Raw genomic sequence first — 13,491 nt, 5'->3', positions numbered from 1 at the left:
TTTCTATAACAATTAGCAAAGCCGCAGTACATACAAACCTAACAGGTTGGCCCCGGAAAACCGCCATTTTCTGCGCACCTACCGAAAACGTTTGCGTAAATAAACAGCTGGGCTTTAGCTGCAATCGGCCGGAAGAATCCGGTACTTCGCAGGGCAATCGGTTGGGTAAGTCCCCACGCACCACGCTTGCCGGTGGCTCCAGGCCACTTCACTCCCTGCCGGGGCCGGCCCTCCTACCGCCCGCCCGGCATTCCCACCAACGTCACCAACCCCACCCACTATGACGGACAAATTACGACCCGATTTCCGGCGCTACCTGCGGCCCCTGGTGCTGCTGCCCGCGCTGAGCCTGGGCCTGAGCGCCCCCACCTTCGCCTTCGTGCGCCCGGCCGCTGCGCCCCGCGCCGTGCGGGCCGATATCACCATCAGCGGCCGCGTGGTGGACGAAAAAGGCGTGGGCCTGCCCGGCGTCAACGTCATCGTGAAGGGCACCACCAACGGCGCCCAGACCGACGCCGAAGGCCGCTACTCCATCAAAGCGCCCGAGGATGCCACGCTGATTTTCACCTTCGTGGGCTACCTGAGCAAGGAGGAAGCCGTGGGCGGCCGCACGGCCATCAACGCCGCGCTGGCGCCCGACTCGAAGGCGCTGGAAGAAGTAGTGGTGGTGGGCTACGGCGTGCAGGAGAAAAAGCTGCTGGCCACGTCTATTTCCTCGATTTCGGCCAAGCAGGTGGAGCTGATTCCAGTGGCCTCGCCCTCCGAGGCGCTCGTGGGCCTGGTGGCCGGCGCCCAGATTACGGAGCCCTCGGGCGAGCCCGGCCAGGGCGCGGTGATTCGCGTGCGCGGCCTGGGCTCGATTTCGGCCGGCAACTCGCCGCTGTACGTGGTGGACGGCTACCCGCTCAACAGCGCCGACAGCTACAACCAGATTCCGCCGGCGGATATTCAGAGCATTCAGATTCTGAAAGATGCGGCGGCCTGCGCCATTTACGGCTCGCGCGGCGGCAACGGCATCGTGATTGTGACCACCAAGCGCGGCCGCAACGACGGCAAGACGCGCTTCAACTTCGTGGCCAACGCGGGCGTGGTGGAAGTGGCCAAAAAGGTGGACCTGATGGACCGCGAGCAGTACCTGGACTACGTGCGCGAGTCGTATGCCAACGGCAACCGCGCCCTGCCGGCCCCGCTGGCGGTGGGCGCGCCCGAGCTGCCCAACACCGACTGGCAGAACGAGATTTTCGGCACCGGCTCGCAGCAGCAGTACCAGCTGTCGGCCTCGGGCGGCACCAACTCGTCGCGCTTCTACATTTCGGGTAGCTACTTCAAGCAGAAGGGCGTGATTGACAACACCGGCTACGACCGGTTTGCCCTGCGCGCCAACTACGACGCGCAGCTGAGCAAGAAGCTGAAGCTGGGCCTGAGTTTGGCGCCCAACTTCTCACGCACCGACGTGAAGCCGATTTCGGGCAGCTACAACGGCGGCAACATTTCGGGCGGCGGCCCGGGCGGCGAAACGGCCATTGTGACGTCGGCCCTGATTCTGCCCCCCATCATCCCGGTGCGGCTGGCCAACGGCGACTACGGCGCCATCCGCAACTCGGGCTCGGGCATCACCACGCCCGGCGACCTGCTGAACCCGGTGGCGGCCGTCGACCTGTACAAGGACCGCACCAGCGGCGTGCGGGCGCTGGGCTCCACGTTCCTCGATTTTGAGATTATCAAGGGGCTGAACCTGCGCACCAGCTTCGGGGCCGAGCTGGTGAACAACCGCCGCGCCATCTACGTGCCGGCCACGCTGGGCACGGTGAACAACGCGGGCGCCAACATCTCGACGCCCATCCTCAACAACATCGACGCCCGGCAGGCCAACAACACCAACCTAAACTGGGTGTGGGAAAACACGGCCACCTACACCCGCAAGCTCGGCACCGACCACGACCTGACCCTGCTGGCCGGCTACTCGGCTCAGTACAACCAGAACGAGGGCAGCACCGTGCTGGGCCAGACCGGCACCTACACCACCCCCGACATTGAGTACGCCACGGCCGCCGGCCAGCTCTTCGGCCAGACCTCGTTCTCGGCCAACTCCCTCACGTCCATCTTCGGCCGCTTGGACTACGCTTTTAAAGAGCGGTATATTCTGACGGCCGCGCTACGCACCGACGGCTCGTCGCGCTTCGGCCCCGACAACCGCTACGCCACCTTCCCCTCGGTGGCCCTGGCCTGGCGGGCGGGCGAGGAAACCTTCATCAAGGGCATTGCGGCCATTTCGGAATTGAAGTTCCGCGCCTCCTATGGCGTGACGGGCAACAACAACATCGGCGACTACAACTACCAGAGCTACCAGACGGCCGCCAACTACGTGTTCGGCAACGGCAATGGGGTGCGCAACTTTGGCTTCTCGCCCAACGGCCTGGCTCTGCGCAACCTGGGCTGGGAAACCAACACCCAGTACGACGCTGGCTTCGACCTCGGCCTGTTCCGCGACCGCATTTACCTGACCGTGGCGGCCTACCAGCGCAACACCACCGACCTGCTGCTCAACCGCAACATTCCGTCGGTGCTCGGCTACTCGTCGCGGGCGCTGGCCAACGTGGGCGAGGTGCGCAACCGCGGCCTCGAATTCCAGCTCAACACGGCCAACATCGTGAAGGGTGACTTCACCTGGAGCACGGCCGCCAACCTCTCGCTGAACCGCAACCAGGTGCTGGCTTTGGCCGGCGAGAACGAGCAGATTACCTTCGACGCCGTGTTTGGCTACACCAGCTCCATCCGGGTGGTGCCGGGCCAGCCGCTGGGCGTGTTCTACGGCTACCAGCAGGAAGGTATTTACCTCAACCAGGCCGACGTGGACGCCAGCCCCAAGTGGACGGGCAGCAACGTGACCGTGCGGCCGGGCGACTTCAAGTTCAAGGACGTGAACGGCGACGGCCAGATTAACACCCTCGATGTAGGCGTCATCGGCAACCCGTTCCCGAAATTCACCTACGGCCTGCAAAACACCTTCGGCTACAAGGACCTGTCCTTGGCCGTGACGCTGCAAGGCTCGCAGGGCAACGACGTGCTGTACGCCGGCGACCGGTACACCTTCAACTCGCCCGGCGCGACCAACGGCCGCGTGCAGCTGACCAACCGCTGGCGCAGCCCCGACAACCCCGGCGACGGCAAAACGCCCTTCGCCTACACTTCGGCCACCTCGCCCACCACGCTGCGCACGGTGTTCAACTCCTACTTCATTCAGGACGGCTCGTTTCTGCGCATCCGCAACGTGACCTTGCGCTACAACCTGCCCGTGGCCTGGGCCAAAACGGCGGGCCTGCAGAGTGCCGGCATCTACACCTCGGTGCAGAACCTCTACACCTTCACCAAGTACGTGGGCTACAACCCCGAAGCCAACAACTACGGCAACACCACCAACCCCACCTACGGCGTGGACCAGGGCTCCTACCCCATGAACCGCACCATCACGCTGGGCCTGCAGGTCGGCTTCTAGAACGCTGGGCAGATAGGCCGTCATGCAGAGCGCAGCGAAGCATCTCGCGTGCTTCAACTAATTCAACCGATTGAGTTACTACCACAAGCGAGATGCTTCGCTGCGCTCTGCATGACGAGCGAGCCCGCCCTCCCAATCCTTAATTAATTCCCACCATGACTTTCAATAAATTTTTCTCGGGAGCTGCCGTGGCTACGTTTTTGGGCCTGGGCACGCTGGGCACCACCTCGTGCCAGAAGGACTTCATCGAGCTGAACGACCCCACGCGCATTCCCACCACCGAGAGCTACAAAGACTCGCTGAGCATCCTGAACGGGGTGACGGCGGCGTATGCCTCGCTGCAGGACTTGTACGGCCGCTCGGGCGGGCCGCGCGGCATTTTCATCTTCGGCGAAATCCCGTCTGACAACAGCTACACCGTGACGTCGGGCGAGCGCCTGAATGAGTTCAACGACTTCTCGCTGCTTAGCGACAACCCCAATTTGCAGAGCTACTGGCTGTCGTCGTACCGCGCCATTGCCCGCTGCAACATCATCCTCAGCCGCGGGGCCGGCGTGAAGCTCACCGAGGCCACCCGCAACCGCTACTACGCCGAAGTGCGCTTCATCCGGGCCCTCACCTACTTCAACGCCGTGCGCATCTGGGGCCGCGTGCCGCTCGTGACGCAGGAGCTGATGGCCATTCCCGACGCCTACCAGTACGGGCGCGCACCCATCGCCGACGTGTACGCCCAGATTGAGCAGGACCTGGACTTTGCCGAAAAGAACCTGCCCGTGACCTACACCGGCACCACCAACCTGGGCCGCGCCACCAAGGGCGCCGCCACGGCCCTCTTCGGCAAAGTGCTGCTCACGCAGAAGAAGTACCAGGCCGCGGCCGACAAGCTCGCGCCCCTGGCCACAGGCTCGACCTACGCGCTGCAAGCCACCTACGCCAACATCTTCGCCACCAACAACGAGATGAACAGCGAAATCATCTTCGCCGCGCGCTACACCAAGGGCACGCTGGGCCTGGGCAGCGCCTTCACCACCTGGTTTATGCCCGCCTACGGCACCACGCAGTCGACGGCGCTGCTGGGCGCGGCCTTCACCGGCCAGCAGTTCAACACCGTGGATACGGACCTGATTGCGGCCTTCACGGCCAGCGGCACTACCGACGTGCGCGCCGCCACCTCCTATGTGCTGCCCACCGGCGCCGCCACCACCCTGGGCTACTACACCCGTAAGTACATCGACACGCCCACCAGCGCCACCGATGCCGAAAACGACTGGATTGTGCTGCGCCACGCCGACCTGCTGCTCATGTACGCCGAGGCCGTGAACGAGGCCAGCGGCCCCAGCGCCGCCGCCCTCACGGCCGTCAACCAGGTTATCCGTCGCTCGCGCAACCTGCCCGTGGCCACGGCCAACGCCACCGTCGACCTGCCCAGCACCACCACCGCCGCCACCCTGCGCACCCGCCTGGAGCTGGAGCGCCGCCTGGAGCTGAGCTTCGAGGGCCACCGCTGGTTCGACCTGGTGCGCACCGACCGCGCCATCCCGGTGATGAACGCCTTCTTTGCCCGCGCCAACTCCAGCGTCCGCATCGACCCCGACGACTTGCTCTTCCCCATCCCAGTGCAGGAAATCCAGACCAACCCGATTCTGACCCAGAACCCGGGCTACAACTAGTGAATTGGTGAGATGGTGAATTTAAACGCCTGTCATCCTGAGCGCAGCGAAGGACCTTATCACCGCTGAACGATTTGCAGTAGCTGGTGCTGCTGACGTGACAAGTTCCTTCGCTGCGCTCAGGATGACAGGCGTTTAATGTCTCTCCGTTAATCCTTCTTCCTTCCATTTTTCTCCCCCAATGACCCATCTTCCCCCGCTGAAAACGGTGCTGGCCCTGGTGCTGGGCGTGGCCGGCCTCTTGCTTGGCTCGTCGGCACTAGCCCAAACCAGCCTTATTCAGAATGCCCCGGCCCGCCGCGTGCTCAGCCTCAACGGCAGCTGGAACTACATCATCGACCCCTACGAAAACGGCTTCTACGACTACCGCCGCGAGGCGTTCGACAAGTCGGCCAGCGGCAAGGGCGGCTACTACGACAACCAGAAGCCCAGCACCGCCCAGGAGCCCGAGCTGATTGAGTACGACTTCGACCACTCAGCCGCCATGCAGGTGCCAGGCGACTGGAACTCGCAGGACCCCAAGCTGCTGTACTACGAAGGCACCATCTGGCTGAAGAAGAGCTTTAAGCTGGCGCCCGTGGCCGGCAAGCGCTACTTCCTCTACTTCGGGGCCATCAACTACGAGGCTCACATCTACCTCAACGGCAAGAAGCTCGGGATGCACCAGGGCGGCTTCACCCCCATCCAGTACGAGGTGACGGGCAAGCTCAGCCCCAACGGCGAGAATTTCGTGGTGGTGAAGGCCGACAACACCCGCCACCTCGAAGCCGTGCCCACCATCAACACCGACTGGTGGAACTACGGCGGCATCACGCGCGACGTCTTTATTGCCGAAGCGCCCGAGACGTTCATCGTGGACTACAAGGTGCAGCTGGCCAAAGGCAACCTGAGCCAGCTCACCGGCTACGTGCAGCTCGACGGCGCCGGCAAAATCGGCCAGTCGGTGACGCTGAACATCGCCGAAGCCGGCATCAAGCAAACCCTGAAAACGGATGGCGAAGGCCGCGCCAGCTTCAACCTGCCGGCGAAAAAGCTGAAACTGTGGTCGCCGTTGAGCCCTAAGCTTTACGCCGTGTCACTGAGCAACGGCGGCGAGACGGTGCAGGACCGCATCGGCTTCCGCACCATTGAAACCAAGGGCCAGGACATTCTGCTGAACGGCAAATCCACGTTCATGCGCGGCATTTCCATTCACGATGAAAACCCGCTCATTCCCGGCCGGGCCCGCGGCGAGGGCGACCTGCGCATGCTCCTCACCTGGGCCAAGGAACTGGGCTGCAACTACGTGCGCCTGGCCCACTACCCCCACAACGAAGCCATGCTCAAGCTGGCCGACGAAATGGGCTTGCTGGTCTGGGCCGAAGTGCCCGTGTACTGGACCATTGCCTGGCAAAACCCCGCCACCTACCAGAACGCCGAAACCCAGCTCTCGGACCTGATTTCGATGGGAAAAAACCGGGCCAGCATCGTGGTGTGGTCGGTGGGCAACGAAACGCCGCTCGGCGACCCGCGCCTGACATTCATGACCAACCTCGTGAAAAAAGCGCGCGCCCTCGACGACACCCGCCTCATCGCCGCCGCTCTGGAGCTGCACCGCACCCCCGACAACGTGATTCACGTGGACGACCCGCTGGGCGAGTCGCTGGACCTCACCAGCTTCAACGAGTACGCCGGCTGGTACTGGGGCGGCAAGCCCAGCGAAATCACCAAATACACCTTCGACATCAAGTACAACAAGCCGGTCGTCATCAGCGAATTCGGCGGCGACGCCCTGGCCGGCTACCACGGCGACGCCGACACCCGCTGGAGCGAAGAGTATCAGGAGGCGCTCTATGTGAACCAGCTCAAGATGCTGAGCACCATCAAGGGCCTGCGCGGCATGACGCCCTGGATTCTGGCCGACTTCCGCGCCACCCGGCGGCAGCACCCGGTGTATCAGAACGGGTTCAACCGCAAGGGCTTGATTTCGAGCACGGGCGTGAAGAAGAAGGCGTTTTACACGCTGCAGGAGTATTACCGGCAGCAGGCGGCTAAGTATGATAGTGGGAAATGATGGAGACGATGAAAAAGTACGTCATACAGAACGCCGCGAAGCATCTCGCATGTGGTAGTAACTCAATCGTGAAGACGATGCCGAGCGAGATGCTTCGCTACGCTCTGCATGACGTTCAAGCGTCGACCAAGCTGCTGCTTGCCGCTGGTTCGCTGCTTAGCTTCTCGCCCTCTGCCCATGCGCAAACCGCCCGCGACAGCGCCGAGTACACCCTGCGCGTGGCCGCCAAAAAGACCCTCAACAATTCCACCATCGACGGCAAGGCCGGATTTTCGGAGTATAAAAATTACCCCACCCGCACCATTGCCACGCTACAAGGCTTTGCCCCGGCTGAAATCAAGCTGGACAAGTACGGCGGGCGGCTGGATAAGAAAACGAAAGCTACCGGCTTCTTCCACGTTGAGAAAATTCAGGGCCGCTGGTGGGCCGTGGACCCCAACGGCCACTACTTCCTGCATAACGCCCCGAACGACGTGCAGGCCGGCCGCTCGGAGCGCACCCAGCAGGCCCTAAAGGCCAAGTACGGCGACCAGGCCGGCTGGATGGCGGCCACCCGCAAGTTCTTCTTCGCGAACGGCTTCAATGGCGCGGGCGCGTGGTCGGCCACCAAGGAAATTCAGGCCGAAAATCAGAAGGCCGACCAGCCGCTGGCCTACACCATCAACCTGGACTGGATGAGCGGCTACGGCAACAAGCGCGGCGGCACCTACGTGCAGCCCGGCCACAAAGGATACCCCAACGACGTGATTTTCACCTTCGACCCCGGCTTTGCCGACTACGTGGAGGAGCAGGCCAAAAAGCTGGCGGCGAATAAGAAGGACAAGAACCTCTTCGGCTATTTCTCCGACAACGAGATGCCGCTGCTGCGCAAAAACCTCGACGGCTACCTCAAGTTGCCCCCCGCCGAGCCCGGCTACCTGGCCGCCAAAAAGTGGGCCGACGAGCGTGGCATCACCCTCGAAACCATCACCGACCAGAACCGGCAGGATTTCCTGGCCTTCGCCGCCGAGCGCTACTTCAGCATCGTGGCCAAGGCCATGAAGAAGTACGACCCCAACCACATGTACCTCGGCTGCCGCTTCCACGGCGCCCAGCGCTACTACCCGGAGCTGATGCGGGTGGCCGGCAAGTACCTCGATGCGGTGAGCATCAACTACTACAACAACTGGACGCCCGAAAAAACCTGGGTGCGCGACTGGGAAGCCTTCGCCGGCAAGCCCTTCATCGTGACGGAGTGGTACGTGAAGGGCGAGGACGCCCCCGGCCTGGCCAACACCGCCGGGGCAGGATGGGTGGTGAAAACGCAGGCCGACCGCGGCCTGTTCTACCAGAATTTCACGCTGGGTTTGCTCGAATCGAAGAATTGCGTGGGCTGGCATTGGTTCAAATACCAAGACAACGACCCCACGCTGATAGGCGCCGAGCCCTCGAACACCAATGCCAATAAGGGCATCGTGGACAACAGCCTAGAGCCCTACCCCGCTCTGCTCAGCAAGATGCGCGAGCTGAACCAGCAGATGTACCACCTGACCGATTTCTTTGACCAGCGCTGATTAAACGATGTAATCAGAACGTCATGCCGAGCGTAGCGAAGCATCTTTACCTCGATAGTAATCTGCCTCAACGAAGCGGTAAAGATGCTACGCTGCGCTCGGCATGACGTTCTGGCTATCGTCAGTCAACAATTACTCTACCATGAAACCCGCTCGCCTGCTCCTGCTATCCCGCCTGCTCCTGGCCCTGCTGCCAGCGGCCGGGCTGCAGGCGCAACCGCTGAAACCCCGCCTGCGCCAGACCGCAACGCCGCCCGCGCGCAAGGAAAATTTCCAGCTCTACCTGCTCATCGGTCAGTCGAACATGGCCGGGCGCGGCCCCGTGGAAGCCCAGGACACCGTGCCCAACGCCCGCGTGCTGCGCCTGAACGCCGCCGGCCAATGGGAAGTAGCCAAAGACCCCATCCACTTCGATAAACCCGTGGCCGCCGTGGGCCCGGGCCTGACCTTCGGACGGCTCATGGCCGCCCAGAATCCGGACCGCACCATTGGCCTGATTGCCTGTGCCGTGGGCGGCTCCGGCATCGATGCCTGGGCGCCTGGCGCCTATTTCGAAGGCACGAAAACCTACCCCTACGACGCCGCCCTGGCCCGCGCCAAAGTCGCCCTGCAAGCGGGCACGCTGGCCGGCATCATCTGGAACCAGGGCGAAACCGACAGCAGCCCCGAAAAGAGCGCCGTCTACCAGCAGAAACTGATGGCTCTGATTGAGCGGCTGCGTGCCGATTTGCAGGCGCCCACCGTGCCTTTCGTGGCCGGGCAGCTGCCCGATTTTCAAATTAACAAGCTCGGAACCGACGGCCAGTTGCACCCCAATGAAGCCGCTCAGCGCATCAACCAAGCCGTGGCCGCGCTGCGAAAGCAGGTGCCGAACTACGCCTACATCACCGCCGAAGGCACCACCGACATCGGCGACCACACGCACTACAACGCCGCTTCGGCCCGCCTGCTGGGCTGGCGCTATGCTGAGGCGATGCAGCGGCTACAGAAGCAGAAGCACCTTAAGAAACAAGGAATGAAATAGCACGTCATGCTGAGCGCAGTCGAAGCATCTCTACCGCACAACGCAAATCATTTACTCTCGCGGTAGAGATGCTTCGACTGCGCTCAGCATGACGGCCAACGGACTCTTCAATCGCCTTATCCTCTCTCCTTGTAAACAACTTATGTGCTAAACTGGCGGCTACCAGTCGCTTCTGAAACACCGAAAAAAACAGCTGTAACAACCCAAACGATGCCTCCCGGTGATGGTGGGAACGTACAACGGAAGCCTCGTCCGGGGCAGCTGTAGCCGGTGGCCGCCAGTCAGCACAAACCCCATTCCCAGCTGCAGAGGCAGCTTTTATCGCATCTAAATGACTCTTTCGTTTCCCAAGCCCCTGCTGCCGCTGCTGTGGCTGGGCCTGCTGCCTGGCCCGGTGGCTTTTGCCCAAACCAAGAAGCCAGCCCCGGCGGCGCCCGCCCAAACGGCCGCCAATATTGAGCAGCGCGTGGCTGCCCTGCTAGCCCAGATGACGCTGGAGGAAAAGGTCGGCCAGCTCAACCAGTACTCCGGCCGCGAGGTGACCGGGCCGGCCAGCAACCGCAAAACCACCCTGCTCAGCAGCATCCGCGGCGGACAGGTGGGCTCGATGCTGAACGTGAAGGGCGTGAAGGACACCCGCGAAATCCAGGCCGTGGCGCTAGAATCACGGCTGAAAATTCCGCTGCTGTTCAGCCTCGACGTCATTCACGGCTACGAAACCACCTTCCCCATTCCGCTGGCCGAAGCCGCCTCCTGGGACCTCGACGCCATCCGGCTGGGCGCGCACGTGGCCGCCAAGGAAGCCGCCGCGTCAGGCATTCATTGGACCTTTGCGCCCATGGTCGACATCGGCCGCGACCCGCGCTGGGGCCGCGTGATGGAAGGAGCCGGTGAAGACACGTACCTGGGCTCACTGATTGCCAAAGCCCGCGTGTTGGGCTTCCAGGGCGAGAAGCTGGGCGGCACCGATGCCGTAATGGCCTGCGCCAAGCACTTCGCGGCCTACGGCGCGGCCATCGGCGGGCGCGACTATAATGCCGTCGACCTCAGCCCCCAGCAGCTTTGGGAAGTCTACCTGCCGCCCTTCAGAGCGGCTGCCGATGCCGGCGTAGCTACATTCATGAACTCGTTCAACACCCTGAACGGCGTGCCGGCCACCGGCAATAGCTACCTGCAGCGCGACATCCTGAAAGGCCAGTGGAGCTACCCCGGCTTCGTGGTGAGCGACTGGGGCTCCATCGGCGAACTGGCCAACTGGGGCTACGCCACCGATAAGAAGGACGCCGCCCAAAAGGCCATCACTGCCGGCTCCGACATGGACATGGAAAGTGACGCCTACAGCCAGAAGCTGGCCCAGCTGGTGAAGGACGGCCAGGTAAAAATCGACCTCGTGAATGACGCCGTGCGCCGCATTCTGCGCAAGAAATTCGAGCTCGGTCTCTTCGACGACCCCTACCGCTTCTCCGACGAAGCCCGCGAAAAGCAGGTTCTCAACGACCCGCAAAATCGCGTGGCCGCCCGCGATATGGCCCGGAAGTCGCTGGTGCTGCTCCGAAACGAAAACGCCACCCTGCCCCTCACCAAGACGCTGCGCAGCATCGCCGTCATCGGCCCGCTGGCCAAGGCCAAGCGCGACCTCAACGGCAGCTGGAACGTGAGCGCCGACACCACCCGCATCACCTCCCTCTACGACGGCCTGAGCCAGCGCGCCGGCAAAACCACCCAGCTGCGCTACGCCAAAGGCTGCGACCCCAGCGGCGACTCCCGCGCCGGCTTCGAGCAGGCCGTGGCCACTGCCAAAAACGCCGACTTGGTGGTGCTGGCCGTGGGCGAAACATGGGACCTGAGCGGCGAAGCCAAGTCGCGCACCGACCTGCACCTACCCGGCCCGCAGGAAGAACTGTTCCGGGCCCTCAAAGCCACCGGCAAGCCCGTGGCCGTGGTGGTATTCGGCGGCCGACCGCTGGTATTTGACGCCATTGCCGAGCAGGCCGACGCCATTCTCTACGCCTGGTGGCCCGGCTCGGAAGGCGGCCTCGCGCTGGCCGACGTGCTGTTCGGCGACTACAACCCGGCTGGCAAGCTGCCCATCACCTTCCCACGCAACGTGGGCCAGATTCCCATCGCCTACAACCAGCAGTACAACACCGGCCGCCCCGTCACCAAGCCCGGCGACATCAAGTACAAATCGGCCTACATCGACGCGCCCAACACGCCGCGCTACGCCTTCGGCTATGGCCTGAGTTACACCAGCTTCAAGTATTCGGACCTGAAAATCAGCCGCCCGCAGCTCAAAGCCGGCGAGGCCGTGCAGGTCAGCTTTACGCTCACCAACAGCGGCAAAGTGGCCGGCGAGGAAGTGGCTCAGCTCTACCTGCGCGACTTGGTAGCCTCCGTGGTGCGTCCGCTTAAGGAGCTTAAGGACTTCCAGAAAATCAGTCTCAAGCCCGGCCAGAGCAAAACGGTGACTTTCACGCTCGACAAAGACAAGCTGGCTTTCTACAACCAGCAGCTACAGTGGGTGGCCGAGCCCGGCAAATTCAACCTCATGGTGGGTAGCGCCTCGGACGACATCCGGCTGGAAGGCGCGGTGGAGCTACTGCCGTAACTCCCGGTCAGACCGCCCTAGGCGGTCTGACCGGTCGAAGCACCACCTATCCCGTTTTGGCGACAACCGGTCGGACCGCCTAGGGCGGTCAGACCGGTCCATCCTACCATCGATTCTACCAAACCCTTCTCCCCCAATGCCTTCCCTGAATCAATTTTCCTTAGCCGATAAAGCCGTCGTTATTACCGGCGCCACGGGCGTCCTCGGCGCCTCCATGTCGCTGGCCGTGGCCGAGGCCGGCGCCAAAGTGGCCATTCTGGGCCGCAACGCCGAGCGGGCCGAAGCCCGGGCCGCCGCCATCCGCGAAGCCGGCGGCGAGTGCCTGGTCATCCTGGCCGATGTGCTCGATGCCGGCCAGATGAATGCCGCCTGCGACAAAATCATGCAGACCTGGGGGCGCATCGACGGGCTGGTGAACGCCGCTGGCGGCAATATGCCCGGTGCCACCGTCGGCCCCCACCAGAACCTGTTCGACGTGGGCATCGAAGACACCCGCCGGGCCGTGGACTTGAATTTGTTCGGCACCGTCATTCCAACCACCGTTTTCGGGCGCGTGATGGCCGAGCGGGGCACCGGCTCCATCATCAATATTTCCTCGCTCACGGCCCAGCGCCCCCTCACCCGCGTGCTGGGCTACACGCTGGCCAAAACCGCCATCGAGGGCTACACCCGCTGGATGGCCACCGAGCTGGGCCTGCGCTACGGGGGAGGAGTCCGCATGAATGCCATCGCGCCGGGCGTGTTCCTCACCGAGCAAAACCACAGCCTGCTCATCGCCGCCGACGGCTCGCACACCGAGCGCGCCCGCAAGTTCATCAGCCACACGCCCTTCCAGCGCTTCGGCGAGCCTGAGGAATTAACCGGCACGCTCATCTACCTGCTCAGCGACGCCTCCCGCTTCGTAAACGGCGAAACGGTGGTGGTTGATGGCGGTTTTAATGCCTACAGCGGGGTTTAGGTACCCTCTAATACGAATAAAAAGCACGTCATGCAGAGCGCAGCGAAGCATCTTTACCGCAATAGTAATCCAATCGATTAGGAATTGCTATTGCGGTAAAGATGCTTCGCTGCGCTCTGCATGACGTGC

At 63.0% G+C, this 13,491-nt stretch carries 7 protein-coding genes; all 7 read left to right on the top strand.

Features of this window, described 5'->3' with window-relative positions:
- Window positions 1-280 precede the first annotated feature (280 nt).
- The 7 genes from Q5H92_RS06955 to Q5H92_RS06925 all read left to right on the top strand — a co-directional run bounded on the left by Q5H92_RS06955 (window position 281) and on the right by Q5H92_RS06925 (window position 13,362).
- A complete protein-coding gene (locus tag Q5H92_RS06955) occupies window positions 281-3,496 on the top strand; it encodes a SusC/RagA family TonB-linked outer membrane protein (protein WP_305010778.1) in 3,216 nt (1,071 codons plus the stop codon).
- 155 nt (window positions 3,497-3,651) lie between these two features.
- Window positions 3,652-5,166, top strand: coding sequence for a RagB/SusD family nutrient uptake outer membrane protein (locus Q5H92_RS06950; RefSeq protein WP_305010777.1), 1,515 nt, complete (start codon window positions 3,652-3,654; stop codon window positions 5,164-5,166).
- Between the two features lie 181 nt (window positions 5,167-5,347).
- Window positions 5,348-7,219 carry a glycoside hydrolase family 2 protein gene (locus Q5H92_RS06945; protein WP_305010776.1) on the top strand — a complete coding sequence of 624 codons (1,872 nt, stop codon included), beginning with the start codon at window positions 5,348-5,350 and terminating at the stop codon, window positions 7,217-7,219.
- An 89-nt stretch (window positions 7,220-7,308) separates the two neighbouring features.
- The gene (locus Q5H92_RS06940) at window positions 7,309-8,772 is read left to right on the top strand and encodes a hypothetical protein (protein ID WP_305010775.1); all 1,464 of its coding nucleotides are present in this window, start codon (window positions 7,309-7,311) and stop codon (window positions 8,770-8,772) included.
- A 142-nt stretch (window positions 8,773-8,914) separates the two neighbouring features.
- The gene (locus Q5H92_RS06935) at window positions 8,915-9,796 is read left to right on the top strand and encodes a sialate O-acetylesterase (RefSeq protein WP_305010774.1); all 882 of its coding nucleotides are present in this window, start codon (window positions 8,915-8,917) and stop codon (window positions 9,794-9,796) included.
- 331 nt (window positions 9,797-10,127) lie between these two features.
- A complete protein-coding gene (locus tag Q5H92_RS06930) occupies window positions 10,128-12,404 on the top strand; it encodes a glycoside hydrolase family 3 N-terminal domain-containing protein (protein WP_305010773.1) in 2,277 nt (758 codons plus the stop codon).
- Between the two features lie 136 nt (window positions 12,405-12,540).
- Window positions 12,541-13,362, top strand: coding sequence for an SDR family oxidoreductase (locus Q5H92_RS06925; RefSeq protein WP_305010772.1), 822 nt, complete (start codon window positions 12,541-12,543; stop codon window positions 13,360-13,362).
- The last annotated feature ends 129 nt before the right edge of the window (window positions 13,363-13,491 follow it).

The sequence above is a fragment of the Hymenobacter mellowenesis genome (genome assembly GCF_030581005.1).
Taxonomy (GTDB): Bacteria; Bacteroidota; Bacteroidia; order Cytophagales; family Hymenobacteraceae; genus Hymenobacter; species Hymenobacter mellowenesis.
This window is presented reverse-complemented; position numbering and strand designations above follow the sequence as displayed.

Excerpts from the sequence above, each read along its gene's own strand:
- Q5H92_RS06950 (WP_305010777.1), top strand. The coding sequence starts at position 3,652 with ATGACTTTCAATAAATTTTTCTCGGGAGCTGCCGTGGCTACGTTTTTG.
- Q5H92_RS06925 (WP_305010772.1), top strand. The coding sequence starts at position 12,541 with ATGCCTTCCCTGAATCAATTTTCCTTAGCCGATAAAGCCGTCGTTATT.
- Q5H92_RS06940 (WP_305010775.1), top strand. The coding sequence starts at position 7,309 with ATGCTTCGCTACGCTCTGCATGACGTTCAAGCGTCGACCAAGCTGCTG.
- Q5H92_RS06955 (WP_305010778.1), top strand. The coding sequence starts at position 281 with ATGACGGACAAATTACGACCCGATTTCCGGCGCTACCTGCGGCCCCTG.
- Q5H92_RS06945 (WP_305010776.1), top strand. The coding sequence starts at position 5,348 with ATGACCCATCTTCCCCCGCTGAAAACGGTGCTGGCCCTGGTGCTGGGC.
- Q5H92_RS06935 (WP_305010774.1), top strand. The coding sequence starts at position 8,915 with ATGAAACCCGCTCGCCTGCTCCTGCTATCCCGCCTGCTCCTGGCCCTG.
- Q5H92_RS06930 (WP_305010773.1), top strand. The coding sequence starts at position 10,128 with ATGACTCTTTCGTTTCCCAAGCCCCTGCTGCCGCTGCTGTGGCTGGGC.